This window comes from Dialister sp. UBA1703, from assembly GCA_002320515.1.
Taxonomy (GTDB): domain Bacteria; phylum Bacillota; class Negativicutes; order Veillonellales; family Dialisteraceae; genus Dialister.
Genome location: DCJJ01000157.1, coordinates 1 through 20,403, shown reverse-complemented (window position 1 = coordinate 20,403; position 20,403 = coordinate 1). Strand labels below are relative to the sequence as shown.

The following is a 20,403-nucleotide window of genomic DNA, read 5'->3' as shown; positions in this document are numbered from 1 at the left end:
GCGAATTAATCAGCGCTTCCCTAGTTTATAGGAGGGTTGGAGTCACTTACGGCATACACCGGAAGCATTTCCCGCCCACCGGTATTTAATAACCTATGTGTTACTAGCGGCATGTACCGAGATTCTTCGCCTGGGGCTCAGAATGACCATGTCAGGCGGGAAGATCAGTGCGTAACGGAGTCTCCTTCCACTGGAAGGAGACTCCGGCTTTCCGTCATATGACACCCTGCAGGCGATGGGACTGTAAATGGGGAAAGGAACCCTCTCCGTTCTGTATTTTCTGTTTTTCCCTTGGAAAATTTTCATTATTTCTGTATAAATTGTCTATGCAATTTGGTATAATAATTGATACGGAAAAGTTTTTAACTGTGATAGACTGCTTTGATCCATAAAAATGGGAATTTCATGTAAATCATAAGAGGGAATTTAAGATGCCGGAAAAAATATTAAGAGGAATATTCATATTGCTCTTTACCGTTCTTGGTATCGTTCTTTCCAGACAGGGGGAAACGGTGCTGGCTGCGCTGCTTCCTAAATCAGTACTAACGGAAACCATTCTGGGTGTTACGTTTATGTCCCTGGGAGCGATGCTGATAGGCGGGATTTTAGGGGCCATTGTGGGCTGCTTTATTTCTCCTTACCTGAACAGGAGTCTTTTTGCGTTCACTTCAAGGGTGGAGAAGTCTCTGTCTTCCATGTCGGTGCAGGATCTGGTGGCCGGCACGCTGGGGCTCTTTCTGGGGCTTATTATTGCAAACCTGGTAGGGCTTGCTTTTATCAGCGTGCCTTATATCGGGCCCTATGTGTCCGTGGCTTTGAGCATTGTGCTGGGCTACCTGGGCATGCATCTGGCGGTAAGCAAGAAGTCGGAAATGGCGTCCTGGTTCCATTTCCATTCAGAGCCCGACAGAAAGAAGAATAAGGACAAGAGGGAAGGAAAACTGCTGGATACGAATATCATCATCGACGGCAGGGTGGCGGATATTTACCGCACCGGTTTCCTGGAGGGGCCTATCTATGTGCCTGTATTCGTACTGGAAGAGCTGCAGAAGATTGCGGACTCTTCGGATGTGCTGAAAAGAAACCGCGGCCGCCGGGGCCTTGATATTCTGAACCACATGAAGAAGAACAGCAAAGATTTCCACATCATTACCGATGATTTCGAAGATATGAACGAAGTGGATTCGAAACTGGTAAAGCTGGCCCGGGCAAAGGGGTATAAAATTGTCACCAATGATTACAATTTGAACAAGGTGGCAGAGCTCCAGGGGGTGAGCGTTCTCAATATCAACGACCTGGCCATTGCAGTAAAGCCTGCTGTCATTCCCGGCGAACAGCTCTTTGTGCAGCTGGTGAAGCAGGGGAAGGAAGAAGGGCAGGGGGTTGCCTACCTGGAAGACGGTACCATGATCGTGGTGGAAAACGGCAGCCAGTGCATCGGCAGGGAAGTGCCCGTCATTATTACATCCGTCCTGCAGACCTCTGCAGGCAAAATGATTTTTGCAAAGCTGGACTCCAATGATTAATTCACTTATACTGGTGGCTGCAGGAAGCGGGAGCCGCATGCAGGCGTCCCTGAATAAGCTGCTCCTGTCCTGTGAGGGCCATCCTCTTATTTATTACACTTTAAGAAATGTATTCCAGAGCCGTCTCCTTTCCGAACTGGTCATTGTCACCAAGCCGGAGGAGAAACCGGTTTTTGAATCCATCGTCCATTCCATTCCCCACTCCATCCGTGTCGTGTTCGCCCCCGGCGGAAGCGACAGGGCAGGATCCGTGCGGAATGGATTTCACATGGTGTCGGAAGAGTCGGACAAGGTGCTTGTCCATGACGGCGCCCGTCCTCTGGTGGATGGGAAGACCATTGACGACGCCTTTACTGCCATCAGCGAGGGCAGCCCGGCGGTGGCTGTGGGGGTGCCCTGTATTGATACCATCAAAAAGGTAGAAGGGGACCGCATCGTGGAAACGCCGGAGCGTAAGAATCTCTTCCGTGCCCAGACCCCCCAGGGGGCTTTGACAGGCCTCTTCCACCGGGCGGTGGATTTCCTTTCCCGGGGCGGAAACTTCACCGACGATGCTTCCGTGCTGGAACAGCTGGGGGTGCCGGTGAAGCTCATTCCCGGAAAGGAAAGATTCTTCAAGGTCACCACACCGGATGACATGGACAGGCTGGAGCAGGTGCTTCGGAAAGACCGCTGCCCCTTCCGCATCGGACAGGGCTATGATGTGCACCGGTTCGATGAAGAAAGGCCTTTGATCCTTGGGGGCGTTCGGATTTCCGAAAAGGGCGGTCTTCTGGGCCACTCCGATGCCGATGTGCTGCTTCATGCCATTATGGACTCCCTTTTGGGAGCCTGCGGCCTGCCGGACATCGGCCACTATTTCCCCGATACGGACGAACGTTTCAGCGGCGCCGACAGCGCCCGCCTTCTTCTGGAAGTGAAGCATATCATTGAAGGGGAAGGGTATGTGGTAGGAAATATCGACAGCACCGTTATCGCTGAAAAGCCAAAACTGGCCCAATATATACCGGCCATGAAAGAAAGAATTGCCGGTATTTTGGATATATTGCCTGGTGATATAGGCATCAAAGCAACAACCAATGAAAAGATGGGAGCCATCGGCCGCCGGGAAGGCATGGCCGCCATGGCATCATCCATCGTATGCAGGAGGAGTTAAGTAATGGAAAAGAAACTGAAAGTTAGATTTGCTCCAAGCCCCACAGGCCCGTTCCATATCGGCGGCGCCCGTTCCGCTTTATTCAACTGGCTGGTAGCCCGTCATGCAGATGGCACCTTCCTCGTCCGTATCGAAGATACGGACCTTAAGCGTTCCACTAAGGAATCGGAAGAAAACATTAAGGAATCCCTGAAATGGCTGGGCCTTACCTGGGACGAAGGCATCGACGTAGGCGGCGACAACGGCCCCTACCGCCAGACCGAACGCCTTGACATCTACAAGAAAGAAGTACAGCGTCTTCTGGATGAAGGCAAAGCCTACTACTGTTACTGCACAGAAGAAGAACTGGAAGAAAGCAGAAAGAAACAGGTGGCCGCCGGCCAGACCCCTGTATACGACGACCACTGCCGTCACCTGACCGAAGAACAGATTGCTCAGTATAAAGCAGAAGGCAGAAAGCCGGTTATCCGCCTCAAAGTCAGAAAAGACGGCGTCTTTGCCTTCGATGACATGGTGAGAGGCCATGTGGAATTCCAGGCATCCGGCGTAGGCGATTTCATCATCGTGAAATCCGACGGCATTCCGGTATACAACTTCGCCGTAGTTATCGATGATTCCCTCATGGGCGTCACCCACGTCATCCGTGCGGAAGAACACCTGTCCAACACCCCCCGCCAGCTGGCTATTTATGAAGCCCTGGGCTATCCGGTACCGGAATTCGGCCATATTTCCCTTATCCTTGGCGCAGACCACAAGAAAATGAGCAAACGCCATGGTGCCACCTCCGTCACCGAATACAAAAACACGGGCTACCTCCCCGACGCCATGGTAAACTACCTGGCACTCCTGGGTTGGGCACCTAAGGGCGAACAGGAAATCTTTACCAGAGAAGAACTGATTAAACAGTTCTCCATGAAACGGGTTTCCTCCAACGACGCCGTTTTCGATATCGAAAAACTGAACTGGATCAACTTCCAGTACATGAAGAAACTGTCTCCACAGCAGCTGCTTGACGTGACCCTGCCCTTCATCGAAAAAGCAGGCTACGTAAAGACCCCACTTTCCGCTGAACAGAAAGACTGGCTTACCAGGGTAGTCTGGTACGTTCGTGATCATCTCTACTACTGCGCCCAGGCTCCGGAAAATGTCAAACTCTTCTTTGAAGACCTGCCGGAAGTGACTGACGAAGAAACCCTGTCCATTATGAAACAGGAAACCAGCGGCAAAATCATCACCGCCTTCGCCGACGCCCTGGAGAAACTGGAAACCTTCGACGAAGCCTCCATTAAGAAATGCTTCTCCTCTCTCATGAAAGAAACCGGCATCAAAGGCAAGGCAGCCTTTGAACCGGTGAGAATCGCTTTGACCGGTGTCACCCACGGACCGGGCCTTTATGACATGATCGCCCTCTTCGGACGGGAAAAGACCTTCTCCCGCTTGAGAGACAGCCTTAAATACTGCTGAAATCCATAAGAAAAGCTCCGGAAATTTCCGGGGCTTTTTCTTTGGAGAGATAGAGGTTAGAAGATAGGCGATAGATGGTAGACATCAGATTGTCAGACGTGAGACTATCAGATGTCAGCCGCCTCACCTGTCGTCATCCTGAGCGCAGCGAAGGATCTTGGTACATAACTTAAGTGAGGTTTATCGTGGTGAATACCAGTCGGCAGGAAAGACGGAGGGCGGGCAGAGAAAATGACAGAGCTGCTGTCTGCCTTATCGTCATTTCGAGCGGGGGAACCTGGCAGGATAGATGAAAAACGGAAGCGACTGTATGATTTGAGGAGTCGAGAAATCTCCCGGCGGAATAGGTATCGGGCCATCCCTGTATCTTGAGGGTATAACCATGGTAAGCGGCAATCAGAGGTTAGAATTTCCATTGCTAAATCGTAGGCAGGGTAAAGGTATAGAGACTGCTGCGTGGCAGCTATCTAAAAATAACTTATATTAGCCTGTTTTTGATAGAAATAAATCATGTAGTTGATTTTTAAACCGTGGGGTAAAATGTATTATAAATTAGATTAACAAAGGAGACGTAAAATGAACAAAAAAGTCAAATTAGCCATGACCGCCGTTATGCTTGGACTTTCCGTAATCACTTTTACAGGATGCGGAAGCAATGCAAACAATGCAAAATCAGCAGTAGCCGCACAGACACAGATGCCTAAAGATCCTCTTGAAAAAGCAAAATGGCTTCAGCAGGATGTTAAGAAAAACATGGAAGCCATTGATAAAGCGGGAGATTCCCTTGCAGAATACTATCAGAAAGATCCTGTAAAGTATAAACTTTTAGAGCCTGATAAATATTATAGCAAAGACAGCGCACAAACTATGACACAAGGACAAGCAGAAATAAAAGAAGTAAGTACAGAACAAATGAAAAATGGCTATGAAGCAGCCTTAGAAGTATATAACAAAAACAAAAAATACTATGATAATTTAGCCAGAGATAAAGAAGAACTGGAAAAAATACATCTCAGTAAAGATGCCGTATTAGATGATGGAAATAAAAAACATTAAGAAACCGCATTGATAGTCATTGGTGTACTGGATAAATATAAAAAAGTCATGCCCCATCAAAGATTGACAGCAATTAAAAATTCTGAAGGAGCTTACTTAAAAAGAAATAAAATCATTCAATAAATAAGAAAAGCAGTGAAAAATGTTTAATCATTTTTCACTGCTTTTTTTATCTAACAATGCCTATCTTAACTGATAAGAACCCGACCATATACGAGATACATCAGAACAAACTTTATAGGCAGCAAAACAAAGGAATACAACAAAGGTGCACATAAGCCAGTATTGATGTATTTCATCAGTCGTAAAATGTATGAAGCCGCCAGTAGTACCACTGCGAAGAACAAGACGCGCACCGGTAAACTGATAAAATGCATTACGAATCTGATTGATATACTCATCACCGCTATTGTAATCATGAATCCCCTGTTCAACATTACCACCGGCGCTCATAATCTTATCTCTAAGAATTAACAGGCCGCCCATGATATTCTGCTGTAAATCACAATTAGGATCACTTCTAACAGGGTTTCCTTCAGAAACAAGAGCCTGTGGGAAAATATCAACAACACGAATCGTGCCGTCAGTACGTCCAATCTGGGCTTTAATATCATCAGGAAGATTCCTGACCTCAACAAATTGGCCACGATCATTGATTTGCATAACATTATTACCAACAGCATCAAAATCACCAAACGAACTTTCCTGTGCAACGATTGCAAATACAGCCTGCTCGTTAACACCGGCAGTGGGAGCATAGCCCCGTAAGGCTGACTTTTGATCATTGCCCGAAGGGCAATCCATAATCCTCGCTCCGCTGATCTGTCAAGCCCAAGAACCTTAGGAACCTTTGGGGCCACAGGCATATTAACCTTGACACTTACCCTCTACTCTTAAACCTTCTGAAGCCTCCATCATAATATGGTATAATAAAGCCGATAACTCAAAATACGAGGAAAGTGTTGGACTATGAATATAAAAAGATCAAAACTAATATTGGCCGCCGGTCTCCTGGGGGTGTCCCTTCTCTTTGCCGGCTGCGGAAACAGTCTGGATGACCAGTTTGTGTTCGGCAAGAACCGGATTCACTGCGACAACCAGACCATTACCATTTCCACGCCCTTCGAGCTTGTTTCCAATGGGAAACAGGTGGACCTGGGGGACCGGGGGGCTTCGGTGGTGAAGGCGGAAGGCCATAACAGCCATCTGCAGATTCTGGTAACCGGGGACAAGGCAACTGCCGATGTGAATGAAAAGGTGCTTGTTTCCAATGCCCAGGAAATACTGAAGAGCAATCCTGCTCTGTCTCATGTGAAATCGGATGTGAAGGATGTATCCATCGGTGATTTGAAGGGGAAGAAACTGACCTTTACCTTTACCGAATCATCCAGGGGAAAGAGTACGGATCTCACGGTGGAGGAATATATTTTCACACAGAAGGATACGGTATGGCGGGTCATTTACCAGTACCGCACCGCCGACACCACAGGAAAGGCACTGGCAGAAAGAGTGGCCGGGAAGATTGCTCTGGGAAGTGAGTTCTGATTAGTGGGCTGGTCTGGTGTACTAGTGAGCTAGTGAGCTAGGAAAACCAGGGAGCCGCCCTGGCGGGCGATGGAAAGGCGCACCCCCCTTTGGTGGCTGCGCCACCACCTTCCCCCCTCTTCGAGGGGGCACTATGGACGCGCAGCATTGTGCCACATGAGTCTACAGGAAAGCGTAGAGCGGTTTATTCTCCCTCTTGAATAGGGATGGCAAGCGAACACGATTCGTAGGGGAGCGTAGCGACCCGCGAATCCAGTGAGTCGTTTCCCCTGTGGGGCAGGCTATGCTCACATATTAGCCCGGCGCAGAAGCCCTCTGCAGGGCTTCTGCCTTCCAGAGGAAGGGGGCTATAACACTACCTTATGCAGCACAGGTGACACAATGCAAGTCCCGTAACGCTGACTTCATAATCATTGCCCGAAGGGCAATCCACCACCCTCTGAACCCTTTGAACCCTTTGAACCCTCCGTCCCGAAGGGCCGGTCAAACTTAAAAACCTTTAATCAATAGGAGTTGTTATCATGCATTTTTCCAAGGGATTTTTCCCGCTTCTTCTTTTTCTGGCAGCCGGCGCTTTAATCGGCGGCATTCTGGGCCAGGTGATGGAAGGAGTTAATTTTGTAGGCCTTATGCCTTATCTGACGCAGACCTTTGAGATTTTTGACCTGAAGGACATTTTCCTGAATCTGGGGATTCTCCAGTTTCACTTCGGCCTTCGGTTTGCGCCGAATCTGATCAGCATTGCCGGCATTCTGATTGCGGCGTGGCTGTACAAGAAATTCTGATTTTTCATTTCATACAAATCCATAGAGTTGTCCATTGATGAGGTGAACACCATGCTCATAAAGGAAATGCGAAGCGAAGATAAACCGAGAGAACGATTTCAAATTTCTCCCCGGCTGGCCAGCAATACGGATCTGGTGGCCATCCTTCTGCGTACCGGGCGGCAGGGCCATTCAGTGATGGAAATCGCCAAGGAGGTGGTGGACCTGCTGGAACGGGAAACCGGTATCAACGGCTATGAGGACCTTAATTGGCGGGATCTCACGGACATCAAGGGCATAGGACCGGACAAGGCTGTCACTATCTGCGCTGCGGTAGAACTGGGACGCCGGCTTTCTCTTATCTGCGATAAAAGAAAGCTGGTCAGTTTCAGCGCGCCGGATAAGGTGGCGGCTTTTTTCATGGAAAAACTGCGCCATGAAAACCAGGAACATTTTGTCACCGCTTATGTGAATGTGAAGAACAGGCTTCTGGGATACCGTATCATTACGAAAGGAAATCTGAATGCTGCGCCGGTGGATATTAAAGAGGCCCTGAAATGGGGCATCCGCTACAAGGCTTACGGCCTCATTCTGGTCCATAACCACCCCTCCGGCTACCCGGAGCCTTCGGAGGAGGATCTGGACATCACCAAAGCCTTTGCAGCCGCTGCCAAACTGCTGGATATGGAAGTACTGGACCACGTGATCATAGGGGACGGAACTTTTGTGAGCCTCCATGAGAGGGGATGTTTGTGAGGGGAGAGGCACTGCTGTACGTGCCGAGTCGTCAGGCTCCTTTCTTGGGAAGGAGCTGAGGGCAGGGGTAAGGATAGGCCTTTACTGTGCAAAGGCGCCGCCGCAGGCGGCGTTTTACGGAAGAGTCAATTAGGCCCCTTTGGGGCCTCGGATTTTTGAGGGGAGCACTGATTCAGCCGCAGAATCAGATTTCATAAGCATTTTGGCCCCATACTGCGTCATAAGCCTCCTTAAATAGCTTTGGCTATTCGCGTCGGCTTATTCCTTGTATTGAACCAAAATGCAAGAATGAAATCTGATAACGACTGAATTAGCGCGCCCCTTGCGAAAATCCGCTATCATCCGTCGCCTGACGGCGACACCGTCGGGCATTAAGGTGCTCGCTTAGTGTGTGCACAGCGAACTGGATTCGTAGGGGAGCATGAGCGACCTGAGAATCCAGTGAGTCGTTTCCCCTGTGGGGCAGGCTATACTCGAATATTAGCCCGACTCGACAGTCCTCTGCAGGACTGTCGTCTTCCGGAGGAAGAAGGCTTTTGCACTTCGCCATGTACCCTTGGTGACACAAAAGGTATTCCCGTAACACTGACTTCATAATTATTGCCCGAAGGGCAATCCACCACCCTCTGAACCCTTTGAACCCTCTGGACCCTTCCCCCACCCCCCCTGCTACACAACCCTTTTACACAACCTGCGCCGACAGGCGCGTCCCTTTTTATCCTGCGGCGTCAGCCGCCACCACAACCCTCAGCCGCGAAGCAGCTGTCAAACCTGAGAACCCTCCGGCCGTAGGCCGGTCAATCCTAAGAGCCATTTCAGCCACCACCCTCGGCCCAAAGGGCCGTCAACCTTTTTCTCTGAACCCGGGCAGCGTAGTGGCCCGTAGTGGCCTATCAGTAAAATACTAAAACCCCCTTAACAAATTCTTCTTCCTGTGCTATAATAATCTTCGTCATGGGGCTATAGCTCAGTTGGTCAGAGCGCTTCGCTCACATCGAAGAGGTCTCCGGTTCGAACCCAGATAGTCCCACCATAAACCCGCCGGTCGGCGGGTTTTTTCATGCCCTCCAAGGGGCTTCATGATATAATGAAAAGAAATGATTCTTATAAGGAGGACATGATGATTACAGGAGATATTCACCATCTGGAAGCGTACAAAAAGCAGCTTCCTTCTTTTATTTATGACTGCCTTTCAGCCATCCGGTCTTTTGATTTTACATCTGTGCCTGACGGGAAATACGAGCTCTCAGGCTGCACCATGTCGGTGGAGTCGCCTTCTACGGAGCCGGCGGAGGAAAGAAAGCTGGAGGGGCATAAGAAGTTTATTGATATCCAGTATGAAATCAAAGGGGAGGAGGAATGGATCGGCGTAGAAACTGTTTTTGATTCGCCCCGGGAGGTGGAGTCTTACGAAGACCGGGATTTGTATTTCTTTGAGTCCCGAAGGGATAGGGAGTCCATGGTTTATTTCACAGTCGGCCGGTTTGCCGTTTTCTTCCCAGAGGATCTGCACCGTCCTCTCTGCCAGGGAAAGAAGGGGAGGGAGGTTCTCCGCAAGGCAGTGATGAAAGTGCCTGTGGAAAAGCTGCTGTAAATTCATGATTTAACAGTCAAAATCAGGTGTGATTTTGATTGACTATTGGTCAATAATCTGCTATCATAAGAACAATTCAAAAGAGCAGGATAGTTTTAATTTGCCCAAAACTGCTCCACCATCTTTTCAAGGGGGTTATGTATGAAATATAGAAAATTGGCTGCCGCAGTCATGGCAGCAGGGCTTCTTTTGTCCGGCGGAGTCTTCCTTGGCGGCTGCGGCTCTTCCCAGCAGGCGGCGGGACAGAAGCAGGCTATCAAGGTTTCCACATTTAAGCCGTTCAAGTCTGATACGCCGATTATGAGAGAGTATACAGGCTCTATTATGGCGCTGCAGGAAGTACCGGTCCGCTCCAAGGTGTCCGGCACAGTGATGGAGAAGTATATTTCCGGCGGTGAACAGGTAACCCAGGGCCAGCCCCTGTATCGGCTGGATACAAGAAATTACAGTTCCCAGCTGGCTACTGCCCAGGCCCAGGCTGCCCAGGCTGCTGCCAATTATGAAAATGCAGCCAGCGATCTGGCCCGCTATGACCAGCTCATCGCATCCGGTGCCATTTCCCAGAAGGTATATGATAACCAGAAGGCGGCAGCGGAAGCCTATAAGGGTGCCATGGAAGCAGCCCAGGCACAGGTGGATATTGCTTCCACCAACCTGGGGGATACCGTCGTGACGGCTCCTTTCAACGGTAAGCTTTCCATGGATGATGTGAATATCGGTACCTTTGCCACTGCCGGCACCACATCTCTTGTTACCATTTCTTCTTCCGACCCCATTTATGTACAGTTTGATATGTCGGAAAACGAATACCTGGCTCTGAACAAGAACCATGATGGAAACGGTACGGCAGGGCTGGGGGATAACCTGAAAATCCGTCTGTCCGATGGCTCCATCTACGGCCACACCGGTAAAATCGTGCAGGTGAACCCGAACATGAACGGCGGGCAGCTTTCCATGAAGGCGGCCTTCCCGAACCCGGACAATCTCCTGGTGCCTGGCATGTATGCCTCTGTGGTTTCGGATAATGAAATCGCCAAGGGGTCTCTCCTCATTCCTATCAAAGCACTGGTACAGCTCCTGAATAAGGATATTGTAGACGTGGTGGTAGACGGCAAGATTGCCCAGAAGTCTGTCAAAGTGGGCGGCACCTACGGTATCTACACCATTATTGAAAGCGGCCTCGATGAAAATGACGTTATCGTTGTGGACGGCCAGAACAAGGTACAGGTAGGCCAGGCCGTAGATCCTGAAGAAACGACCAAAGACAAACTGGAACAGGATGCCAGAGATTCCGTCAAAGGCCAGAGCGGCACTGCTGCAAAGCAGTAAGGAGGACCTATGGCTAATTTCTTTATCAAGCGTCCTATCTTTGCTATCGTTGTGGCGCTGGTGGTTTCCATTGCAGGGCTGCTGGCTGTCTTCTCCCTGCCGGTGGACCGCTATCCCCGCATTACGCCGCCACAGGTTTCCGTAAGGGCTACCTATCCCGGCGCTGATGCGGAAGTCGTTGCCCAGACAGTGGCAGAAGTCATAGAAAAGAACGTTGTAGGGGTGGAAGGGTTCGACAGCATGAACTCCAACAGTAACTCCAACGGTTCCTATTCCTTAACAGTACAGTTTGCCATGGGCACGGACTCCGACCTGGCTACTGTCCGTGTACAGAACGGTGTCACCGCTTCCGATGCAGGCCTGCCGGATACGGTAAGAAGCATCGGCGTTACCACCAGAAAATCTTCCGGTGATATGGCCCTGGTGGTAAGCTTCTATTCTCCTAACGGCACCTACGATAAGAATTTCCTGAAAAACTATTTCAGCATGAACTACCTGGATGAACTGAAATCCATCAAAGGCGTAGGTACGGTGCAGGAATTCGGTTCCGACTTTGCCATGCGTATCTGGATGGATCCATCCAAAATGTCGCAGAACAATATCACCGCCGCCGAAGTCATTGCTGCCGTATCCAACCAGAACAAACAGATTGCCGCCGGCAATATCGGCGCGCCGCCTGTTTCCATGGATCAGCCTTTCCAGTATGTCATCACCGCCAAAGGTCGTCTGGTGACTGCTGAAGAATTCGGCAATATCGTGCTTCGTACCAACAATGACGGCAGCCTTCTTCGTTTGAAGGATGTGGCCCGTACAGAGCTGGATGCAAAGGATTACAACTTCATTTCCAGAGCAGGCAATTATGAAACTTCCGCCGTAGCCTTCTCCCTGACCGATGATGCCAATGCGGTACAGACCATCGGTGCCATCAAGGCAAAGCTTGCGGAAGACGCGAAATCCTTCCCTGATGATATGAAATATGTCATCAACATGGATAATACCGATTTCATTTACGCTTCTATCAAGGAAGTTATTGAAACATTTGTGGAAGCCCTCCTTTTGGTAGCTATCATTGTGTATATCTTCCTGCAGAACTGGAGATCTACCCTTATCCCGATGATTGCGGTGCCTGTATCCCTTCTTGGCACCTTTGCTTCCTTTGAAATTCTTGGATTCACCATTAATACCCTGACCCTCTTCGCCATGGTTCTTGCTATCGGGCTGGTTGTAGATGATGCCATCGTAGTGATCGAAGCGGTGGAATACGAAATGCGCTACAACAACCTTGATCCGAAGGCAGCTACGGTGGAAGCCATGCAGAAGGTGCAGAGCCCGGTTATCGGCGTAGCCGTAGTGCTGGCTGCCGTATTCGTACCGGTTGCCTTCCTTGGCGGCATTATGGGTATCCTGTATAAGCAGTTTGCCTTGACTATTGCGGTTTCCGTCATTCTTTCCGCCTTCACCGCCCTTTCCCTGACACCGGCCCTCTGCGCCGGCCTTCTGAAACCGGCCAAGAAGAAAGCGGATAAGGGGAGAATCGACCGTATGTGGGACCGCTTCAACGACGGCTTTGACCGTATGATTGAAATCTACGGCATGATTCTCCGGAAACTGGCCCATGCCATTTATGTACCGCTGGGCGTGCTCTTTGCCCTTTTCATTGCGGCTGTCTTCATGTTTGTGAAACTGCCTACGGCCTTCATTCCGCAGGAAGATAATGGTTTCTTCCTGAATGCACTGCAGCTGCCGGAAGGTGCTGTGAACGTCAGAACCGCCCAGTACCTCACTGAATTCCTGAAATATATCGGTGAGGATCCGGCGGTAGAAGTGACCCAGGGCGTAGTAGGCATGGATATTCTTTCCGGTGGTCAGAAGCCTAATGCAGGTCTTTCCTTCGTTAAGTTGAAGCCCTGGGATGAACGTAAAACAAAGGACAAACAGCTTCCTGCCGTCATGGCAAAGGCCTTTGCCTTCAATGCTACCCATCCCGGCGTCACCCTTATGGCCCTGAACCCCGCTCCTATTCCGGGTCTCGGCAACTCCGGCGGTTTTACCCTCTATATCCAGAACAAGAGCGGCGACTCCAACGAAAACATGCAGGCCGTTATCGGCAAATTCCTGGCAGCTGCTAACCAGCGCCCGGAAATCCAGATGGCCTACACCACCTTCCGCATGGATACCCCGTCCTATAACTACGATATCGACAGAGAAAAGGCTGCCAGAAACGGCGTCAACGTGGGTGATATTTTCACCGCCCTTCAGGCCTACTACGGCTCTGTACAGATTAACGATTTCACTATTTACGGACGTAACTTCAAAGTCGTGGCCCAGGCAGATACCCAGTACCGCATGAGTCCAAGCGACAACAAGTTCCTCATGGTGAAGGACAACAAAGGCAACATGGTGCCGATTTCCAATTTCATTACACCTAAGAAATCCAACGCCATTGCAGTCATTACCCGTTACAACAACTTCCCTGCCGTTAAGATCGGCGGCAACCAGGCTGACGGATACTCCTCCGGCCAGGCTCTGGATGCACTGGAAGAAGTAGCGAAGGAAACCCTGCCAAACGGCTACGGATACGCCTTCGCCGAATCCTCCGCCCAAGAACGGGAAGCCAGCGGCAAGACAGTGTATGCACTGGCTCTGGGCATGCTCTTCGTATTCCTGTCACTGGCAGCCCTCTACGAAAGCTGGAAAATCCCGTTCTCCGTCATCCTTGGTATCCCTACAGGTTTCTTCGGTGCCTGCCTCGGTGCCTTTGCCTTCAACGTGTATAACGACATTTACTTCCAGATCGGTCTTCTGACCATCATCGGTCTGGCGGCAAAGAACGCCATCCTGATTGTCGAATACGCCAAGGTCCGCGTAGACAGCGGTATGGAAGTGGTGAAAGCTTCCATCGAAGCCTCCCAGATCCGACTCCGCCCGATTCTCATGACCTCTCTGGCCTTCATTCTGGGCAACGTACCCCTGGCCCTCTCTACCGGCGCCGGCTCCAACTCCCGTTCTGAAATGGGTATCGCCGTCGTATTCGGTGTGCTGTCGGCCACCTTCTTCCAGATTTTCATCGTACCTATGCTCTTCATTGTTATCGAAAGAATCCACGGGTTCAGCAAACCTAAGAAACCGGTCACCATCGATGAATAATGGATGAAATAAAAAAGTCTCCTTCGGGAGGCTTTTTTATTTTGGGGAAGATAGATGGCAGGGATTAGACATCAGACGGGGTAAAGTGAACATAGCCTGCAGCCCGTCAATCTTAAGAACCTTTCCCATAGAACCCGGGCCACGCAGGGGCTCCATATATGCTACAATCAAGGAGAGGTGATAATCATGAGCGCTTTATGGAACAGAAACATTTCGATGATTCACTGCTTTGGTGACAGCCTGACCAAAGGCTATGGCGTACTGCCCGGACAGGGGTGGGTGGCACTGGCAAATCAGGGGCTGAAGGGGATTTCCCTTTACAATCACGGCGTATGCGGAAGTTTGTGCGGCGATATTTTGGACAGCCTGTCCGCCGCTTCCGGCAGGGTCAGAAAAGATGAGGGCTTCTTCTTCATGGGCGGCACCAATGATATCCTCTTCGGTATCCGCCTTGCCGTTTTGGAAAACAGGGTGGAAAAAGAACTGGGAAGGCTTTCCGAAAGAATTCCTCTTACCCTGGGCATCCCTCCTCTCTTTACGGAAATGAGCGTGGAAACGGGCTGGCAGGAGGCGGGATCCTTTAAGAGAAATAAAAGGGATCTTCTGGATTATCAGAAATTCCTCCGTGCCCTGGCTAAAGACCTGGGGATACGGGTTATGGATTTCACCAAAGCCCTCCCGCCGGAGGAAAAATGGTATACCGACGGTATTCATCCCAATAAAGAAGGCTATGAAAAGATGGCCCTTCTTGCGGTGAAAGTGTGGGGCGGGGGAAATGGGAAATGATGTAAGCCTCATATCGTCATTTCAACCGCCGCCGGTCCAATAAGAGTCTTTCTTTTAGTCGGCTGACCAATCGACAAGCAGCTTTCTGCAGGGAGATTTCTCGGCTCCGTTTCACCGGTTCCATGAACTTATGGAATCATACCGGCTTGCACAACCGCTCGAAATGACGAGGAGTCATAGTGACACAATGCAAATCCCGTAACGCTGACTTTATAATCATTGCCGCGAAGCGGCAATCCACAACCCTCTGAATCCTTTGAACCTTCAGAACCCTTTGAACCCGGGCCACTTTGTGGCCCCACAGGCTGGTCAAACTTAAGAATCTTCCCTTCGCCCCTTGAAACACAACCCTTCTAAACAACCTGCCGCCGAAGGCGGCTGCAACCTTCGGGCCCGAAAGGCCCGCCCCCCCTTTTTTTGGTGGCTGGCGCCACCACCTTCCCTCCGCAAGCGGTGGGACAATAAATGGGGGAGGGAACCCTCTTAAAAAGGGGCCGCAACGCGGCCCTTTTTTTAGAGTAGCCTTTTTCATGGCCCATGTCGTATAATATCTTATGAGATTACATTATATAAGAGGAGGATATTATGATTCCGGTCATGACAAGGGAAGATATACATGATGCTACAGAGACATTTGCCCGGTATGGCGTGCCGTCGGATCGCATTTTTGATGAGATCATGCGGGCGCGGTATCTGGATTATGTCCTTTTTTTAAATCCTACGAACCAGCAGTACGGTATTTCCATTGAAGATTTATATAATAATATGAAGGAAACGGCGGATAAGCTGGGGATGTATGAAGGGGATGCAGACACTTATGTAAGGGTGTATACTCTGGCCCTTCGGGTGGATCCCATGGTCTTTGCGCCGGATATTTCTCCTTTGGGTGATGAAATGAAGGCGCTTGTGGCCTATGGGGAAGAGCGGGCGGCTGAGTCGGGGAAGACGGTTCTTTTTTCCGGTGCGGAGTCCTACCTTCCCTATGCCGCAAGGCTGTGGGACCATCTGTCGGACAAGCGGCTGGCCTTTGTGGTAAAAAGTCCGGTCTGGAAGAAAAGGCTGCAGCTTCTGTTTCCCCGCTGCCGTTTCCTCTTGACCGGGGAACTTGCTGAGGATGAGGTGCGGTATGATTACATTTTCCACTGGGGAGAGTCTGGGGAAGAGGAGAAGCAGCTCCTGCCCCTTCTTTCGGAGGAAGGGCAGATGGACTGGGTGGTTCCCTATGAATCCTTTACCAGGTCTTCAGGCCCCATGGAAGGTGTGAGAAATGACATCCTTCAGAGCGGCCGCCTTTCCGGCTATTACGATCTGGCTGTAGGGGAGAGGGAATATGCTTTCCTTGGTTTTGAAAAGAAGGCAGACCTGGTATTCATCGGAAATATGGGGTTCACCGATGGAAAGTGTTCTTTCAAGAATCAGATGAAGCTTTCCGATTCCTCCTTCAAAAAAGCGGATGAATGGAATTATGATGTGTATGCCTACAATGCTGTGCCTGCTCTCCAGGCCATTCTGGCAGGAAATATCCTTCAGATGGAGCATCCTCTGGGAGAGGAATTCCAGAGCGTAGAGAAGGAAATCCTTCCGGCCGGCCGTCATGTGATATTAACACCTTCCGCCCTTACGGATTCAGAAATCCGAACGGAAGAATTGAGAGCGGCGGTTTGGGATGAGGGAAAGGAGGGGACCCTGCTTAAGGGTGGGGATCTGGTTCTTGCCTTATACAAAGGAGAAATTCATTTCTTCCCGGTATCAGAAGGGGAGGAATATGTGGCAGGAGAAGGGGTCTTCGGCCTTCGGAGTTCCGGTTTCTATACTCCCTGGTATCTGAAACTCTATCTGGACGGCCCGGTGGGTCGCCTTTTCCTGGAAACCATGAGGAACGGGGAGGACTATGCCTTTACCCTGTCTCGCCTTCTCCGTATCCCCCTTCCTGTATCGGACAGAGAAAAAATGGATGAAATCAGCAGGACAGCCAGGGAGTCTGTTTCCCGTCTGGCGGAAGCGGAAAAGGGATGGCGTCTGGTGAAGAGAAGTTCCGTAGGCATGATGATGGGTCATCCGGCCTTGTAGGAGGTTTTTATGAAAATCGTACTTGCAACCCACAATGCTGGGAAGATCAGGGAGTTTCAGAAGGCGTTTTCGGAAATCGGATGGGACGCGGTGCCTGTGGCGGAAATAGCGGATGTGCCGGAACCGGAAGAAACGGGTACTACCTTTGAGGAAAATGCGCTGCTGAAGGCCCGATATTATGCGAAGGCTGTGAATTATCCCGTGCTTTCCGACGATTCCGGCATCATTGCCGATGCCCTGGGAGACAGGCCGGGCATTTATTCCGCCCGCTATGCCGGCGTCCACGGGAATGATGAGGCTAATAACCGGAAACTGGTGGAAGACCTTAAGCCTTACAAAAGAGAAGACAGGAAAGGGCGCTACCTGTGCGTAGTGGCTCTGGCATGGCCTGACGGGAAGGAAATGACGGCGGAGGGCACCTGCGAAGGCATTATCCGCGATTTCTACCAGGGAAAAGGAGGATTCGGCTATGACCCTCTCTTCTACCTGCCCTCCTACGGAAAGACCATGGCGGAACTTCCTATGGAGGAAAAGAATAAAATCAGCCACCGGGGAAGGGCTTTAAGGGCGCTCCTGGAAAAGCTGAAAAATGCAAAAATGTAACAGGTGACCAAAAGTCATGGAGCCTATACTTATTGATACTTAAAAGGTATACCTGTTACCGGCCTATTTAAAAATATGTAACCTTATGTTATAATTTGAATGTTCCATCAGAAGGAATACAGGGAGGTGTCAGTTTACTTCATGAAAAGGAGTAAGCTTAAGCTTTACGGTTTCAACAACCTGACGAAGACTCTCAGCTTCAACATGTATGATGTGTGCTATGCCAGCACGGAAGAGGAGAGGAAAAAGTATATCGCCTATATTGACGAACAGTACAGTGCGGAGAGGCTCACCGGCATTCTCCAGAAGGTAGCCGACACCATCGGCGCCCAGGTGCTGAATATTGCCCAGCAGGACTATGATCCCCAGGGCGCCAGCGTGACCATGCTCATTGCGGAGGAGGAAGTGGAAAAGCAGGATGTGGTAGCCCATCTGGACAAGAGCCACATTACCGTCCATACCTATCCGGAAATGCATCCCCAGGACGGCATCTGCACCTTCCGGGCGGATATCGACGTATCCACCTGCGGACAGATTTCGCCGCTGAAAGCGCTGAATTTCCTGCTTCGTTCCTTCGAGGCGGATATCGTCATTACTGACTACCGCGTCAGAGGGTTTACCCGTGATGTGAACGGAAAGAAAATATTCATTGACCACCGGATCAATTCCATCCAGAACTACATGGCACCGGAACTCCGGCATGCCTATGACATGATCGACGTCAATGTATATCAGGAAAATATTTTCCATACCAAAATGATTCTCCACGATTTCAAACTGGACAACTACCTTTTCGATATGACAGAAAAGGATTTGAGTCCCCGGGAACAGAAGAGAATCCGCCGCCTGCTGAAACAGGAAATGTATGAAATATTCAATGGCAGGAACATGCCTGCCATTAAAGACTGATTGTATTCTTTATTACAAGGAGGAAAAGAATGGATACTGCAGAACTGAAGAAAGAAGCCACTGCTCTTCGTAAAGAAAAGCACCAGATGATTAAAACCGCCCTCAATGCGGACATGAAAGACGGCCATGACCTGGCCATCGTATACACTCCCGGCGTTTCCGCACCCTGCCTGGAAATCAAGAAGGATGAAGACTTGTCCCTGGAAATGACCTGGAGAGGCAATGTAGTCGCTGTTATTTCCGACGGCACCCGCGTCCTGGGCCTGGGCGACATTGGCGCAGCTGCTGCCATGCCAGTTATGGAAGGCAAATCCGCTCTCTACAAGAGATTCGGCAATATCGACGCCATCCCCATCGTCCTTGACACCAAGGATAAAGATGAATTCATCCACACCGTAAAACTTCTGGAAAAGAACTTCGCCGGCATCAACCTGGAAGATATTTCCTCTCCGAAATGCTACGACATTGAAGACGAACTGAAGAAAATCATGAACATCCCCGTATTCCATGATGACCAGCACGGCACCGCCATCGCTGCCTTGGCAGCACTTCTGGGCGCCCTCAAAGTCACCGGCAAGAAGATCGATGAAATCAAGGTCGTCATGAACGGCGCCGGTGCAGCAGGCACTGCTATTGCCCGCCTCCTTCTGGAAGACGGCGTAAAACCGGAAAACATGACCATCCTCAACTCCAAAGGCATCCTCTATGACAATGGCAAACGGGACCGCGTACAGCTGGAACTGATTAAGAAGACAAACCCTGAAAACAAACAGGGCACTTTCGCCGACGCTGTCAAAGGCGCAGACGTACTCATCGGCTGCTCCGCTCCCGGCGTATTCAACTGCGACGCCATCAAGACCATGGCCGACAAGAGCATCGTATTTGCCATGGCAAACCCGGTACCGGAAATCATGGAAGAAGAAGCCAAGGAAAAGGGCGTATTCATCTACGGCTCCGGCAGAAGCGACATGCATAACCAGGTAAACAACTCCTCCGTATTCCCGGGCCTCTTCCGCGGCGCCCTGGACGTAAGAGCCCGTCAGATTAATGAAGAAATGAAACTGGCAGCCGCTCACGCCCTGGCAGACCTGGCCACCAAGTGCACCCTGGATCCGGATCACGTAGTGGTAGACGTATTCGATGAAAGAGTCCCCTACGAAGTAGCAAAGGCAGTTGCTAAAGCAGCCATTGCTTCCGGCGTGGCAAGAGTTACCGAACTTCCGGAGCAGTACAAAGACTGATCGGATCATGTGAAGAAATAAACTCCCCTGCAGAGTGGAAAACTCTGTGGGGGAGTTTTTTGCATTTTGGAGGATTGGGGAGCCGCCTGCGGCGGGATTGGGGTTGGGATCGGGATCGGGATTGGGGTCGGGGTCGGTATTCCCGAAGGGGCCTGCCGCTGCGCGGCTGAGGGGCATATGGCCCTGTGCCATGGAAGCACTGATTAATTCGCAGAATCGAATTTCANNNCGTCGACTTATTCCTTGCATTGAATAAAAACGCAAGAATGAAATTCGATAACGATTTAATCAGCGCTTCCCTAGCGCACGGGCCAAGGGTTGCGTCGCTGTCGCGCAGGGGGCAAAGACCGTGGTGGGCGCTCTTTTGGAAATAAGGGGCACCATTATTAATAAAACCTTCACAACCGCCCTGGCGGGCGATGGGAAAGCAACACCCCCCTTTGGTGGCTGACGCCAC

16 protein-coding genes and 1 tRNA gene are annotated in these 20,403 nt (G+C 50.4%); 16 read left to right on the top strand and 1 reads right to left on the bottom strand.

Annotated features, from left to right (window positions below; translation table 11 throughout):
- Positions 1–464: 464 nt before the first annotated feature.
- The 4 genes from B2Y11_RS07160 to B2Y11_RS07145 all read left to right on the top strand — a co-directional run bounded on the left by B2Y11_RS07160 (position 465) and on the right by B2Y11_RS07145 (position 5,202).
- Positions 465–1,526, top strand: coding sequence for a PIN/TRAM domain-containing protein (locus B2Y11_RS07160; RefSeq protein ID WP_307973147.1), 1,062 nt, complete (start codon positions 465–467; stop codon positions 1,524–1,526).
- Positions 1,519–2,682: a 2-C-methyl-D-erythritol 4-phosphate cytidylyltransferase gene (ispD, locus tag B2Y11_RS07155; protein WP_291057729.1), complete on the top strand. Its 1,164-nt coding sequence runs from the start codon at positions 1,519–1,521 to the stop codon at positions 2,680–2,682. The genes B2Y11_RS07160 and ispD overlap by 8 nt, the downstream gene beginning before the upstream one ends.
- 3 nt (positions 2,683–2,685) lie before the next feature.
- Positions 2,686–4,146, top strand: a complete 1,461-nt coding sequence (gene gltX, locus B2Y11_RS07150) for a glutamate--tRNA ligase (RefSeq protein ID WP_291057727.1) — start codon at positions 2,686–2,688, stop codon at positions 4,144–4,146.
- 576 nt (positions 4,147–4,722) lie between these two features.
- Positions 4,723–5,202, top strand: coding sequence for a hypothetical protein (locus B2Y11_RS07145; protein ID WP_291057725.1), 480 nt, complete (start codon positions 4,723–4,725; stop codon positions 5,200–5,202).
- A gap of 183 nt (positions 5,203–5,385) precedes the next feature.
- Here the strand turns inward: B2Y11_RS07145 and B2Y11_RS07140 are convergent, their stop codons facing one another.
- Positions 5,386–6,006 (bottom strand): hypothetical protein, encoded by a 621-nt coding sequence (locus tag B2Y11_RS07140; protein WP_291057724.1) that lies wholly within the window; start codon positions 6,004–6,006, stop codon positions 5,386–5,388.
- Between the two features lie 165 nt (positions 6,007–6,171).
- Here B2Y11_RS07140 and B2Y11_RS07135 point away from each other — a divergent pair, with 165 nt between their 5' ends.
- From B2Y11_RS07135 to B2Y11_RS07080, 12 genes are all read left to right on the top strand, one after another.
- Positions 6,172–6,747, top strand: a complete 576-nt coding sequence (locus B2Y11_RS07135) for a hypothetical protein (RefSeq protein ID WP_291057721.1) — start codon at positions 6,172–6,174, stop codon at positions 6,745–6,747.
- 521 nt (positions 6,748–7,268) lie between these two features.
- Positions 7,269–7,532, top strand: a complete 264-nt coding sequence (locus B2Y11_RS07130) for a DUF4321 domain-containing protein (protein ID WP_291057720.1) — start codon at positions 7,269–7,271, stop codon at positions 7,530–7,532.
- Positions 7,533–7,583: 51 nt separating this feature from the next.
- The gene (gene radC / locus B2Y11_RS07125; protein ID WP_291057718.1) at positions 7,584–8,267 is read left to right on the top strand and encodes a RadC family protein; all 684 of its coding nucleotides are present in this window, start codon (positions 7,584–7,586) and stop codon (positions 8,265–8,267) included.
- A 956-nt stretch (positions 8,268–9,223) separates the two neighbouring features.
- Positions 9,224–9,300 (top strand) — tRNA-Val (locus B2Y11_RS07120).
- 87 nt (positions 9,301–9,387) lie between these two features.
- Positions 9,388–9,861: a YhcH/YjgK/YiaL family protein gene (locus B2Y11_RS07115; protein ID WP_291057716.1), complete on the top strand. Its 474-nt coding sequence runs from the start codon at positions 9,388–9,390 to the stop codon at positions 9,859–9,861.
- A gap of 141 nt (positions 9,862–10,002) precedes the next feature.
- The gene (locus B2Y11_RS07110; protein WP_291057714.1) at positions 10,003–11,190 is read left to right on the top strand and encodes an efflux RND transporter periplasmic adaptor subunit; all 1,188 of its coding nucleotides are present in this window, start codon (positions 10,003–10,005) and stop codon (positions 11,188–11,190) included.
- Positions 11,191–11,199: 9 nt separating this feature from the next.
- Positions 11,200–14,337, top strand: coding sequence for an efflux RND transporter permease subunit (locus B2Y11_RS07105; protein WP_291057713.1), 3,138 nt, complete (start codon positions 11,200–11,202; stop codon positions 14,335–14,337).
- 186 nt (positions 14,338–14,523) lie between these two features.
- Entirely contained in the window at positions 14,524–15,123 is a 600-nt protein-coding gene (locus tag B2Y11_RS07100) for an SGNH/GDSL hydrolase family protein (protein ID WP_291057711.1), read from the top strand.
- Positions 15,124–15,708: 585 nt separating this feature from the next.
- The gene (locus B2Y11_RS07095; RefSeq protein ID WP_291057709.1) at positions 15,709–17,193 is read left to right on the top strand and encodes a hypothetical protein; all 1,485 of its coding nucleotides are present in this window, start codon (positions 15,709–15,711) and stop codon (positions 17,191–17,193) included.
- 9 nt (positions 17,194–17,202) lie between these two features.
- The gene (locus tag B2Y11_RS07090) at positions 17,203–17,796 is read left to right on the top strand and encodes an XTP/dITP diphosphatase (RefSeq protein ID WP_291057707.1); all 594 of its coding nucleotides are present in this window, start codon (positions 17,203–17,205) and stop codon (positions 17,794–17,796) included.
- Between the two features lie 141 nt (positions 17,797–17,937).
- The gene (gene speD, locus B2Y11_RS07085) at positions 17,938–18,705 is read left to right on the top strand and encodes an adenosylmethionine decarboxylase (protein WP_291057705.1); all 768 of its coding nucleotides are present in this window, start codon (positions 17,938–17,940) and stop codon (positions 18,703–18,705) included.
- A gap of 29 nt (positions 18,706–18,734) precedes the next feature.
- Positions 18,735–19,946, top strand: a complete 1,212-nt coding sequence (locus B2Y11_RS07080; RefSeq protein ID WP_291057703.1) for an NAD(P)-dependent malic enzyme — start codon at positions 18,735–18,737, stop codon at positions 19,944–19,946.
- Positions 19,947–20,403: the final 457 nt, after the last annotated feature.

Bases quoted from the DNA above. Each gene is read 5' to 3' on its own strand.
- ispD (WP_291057729.1), top strand. From the start codon at position 1,519: ATGATTAATTCACTTATACTGGTGGCTGCAGGAAGCGGGAGCCGCATG.
- gltX (WP_291057727.1), top strand. From the start codon at position 2,686: ATGGAAAAGAAACTGAAAGTTAGATTTGCTCCAAGCCCCACAGGCCCG.
- B2Y11_RS07145 (WP_291057725.1), top strand. From the start codon at position 4,723: ATGAACAAAAAAGTCAAATTAGCCATGACCGCCGTTATGCTTGGACTT.
- B2Y11_RS07140 (WP_291057724.1), bottom strand. From the start codon at position 6,006: ATGGATTGCCCTTCGGGCAATGATCAAAAGTCAGCCTTACGGGGCTAT.
- B2Y11_RS07135 (WP_291057721.1), top strand. From the start codon at position 6,172: ATGAATATAAAAAGATCAAAACTAATATTGGCCGCCGGTCTCCTGGGG.
- B2Y11_RS07130 (WP_291057720.1), top strand. From the start codon at position 7,269: ATGCATTTTTCCAAGGGATTTTTCCCGCTTCTTCTTTTTCTGGCAGCC.
- radC (WP_291057718.1), top strand. From the start codon at position 7,584: ATGCTCATAAAGGAAATGCGAAGCGAAGATAAACCGAGAGAACGATTT.
- B2Y11_RS07115 (WP_291057716.1), top strand. From the start codon at position 9,388: ATGATTACAGGAGATATTCACCATCTGGAAGCGTACAAAAAGCAGCTT.
- B2Y11_RS07110 (WP_291057714.1), top strand. From the start codon at position 10,003: ATGAAATATAGAAAATTGGCTGCCGCAGTCATGGCAGCAGGGCTTCTT.
- B2Y11_RS07105 (WP_291057713.1), top strand. From the start codon at position 11,200: ATGGCTAATTTCTTTATCAAGCGTCCTATCTTTGCTATCGTTGTGGCG.
- B2Y11_RS07100 (WP_291057711.1), top strand. From the start codon at position 14,524: ATGAGCGCTTTATGGAACAGAAACATTTCGATGATTCACTGCTTTGGT.
- B2Y11_RS07095 (WP_291057709.1), top strand. From the start codon at position 15,709: ATGATTCCGGTCATGACAAGGGAAGATATACATGATGCTACAGAGACA.
- B2Y11_RS07090 (WP_291057707.1), top strand. From the start codon at position 17,203: ATGAAAATCGTACTTGCAACCCACAATGCTGGGAAGATCAGGGAGTTT.
- speD (WP_291057705.1), top strand. From the start codon at position 17,938: ATGAAAAGGAGTAAGCTTAAGCTTTACGGTTTCAACAACCTGACGAAG.
- B2Y11_RS07080 (WP_291057703.1), top strand. From the start codon at position 18,735: ATGGATACTGCAGAACTGAAGAAAGAAGCCACTGCTCTTCGTAAAGAA.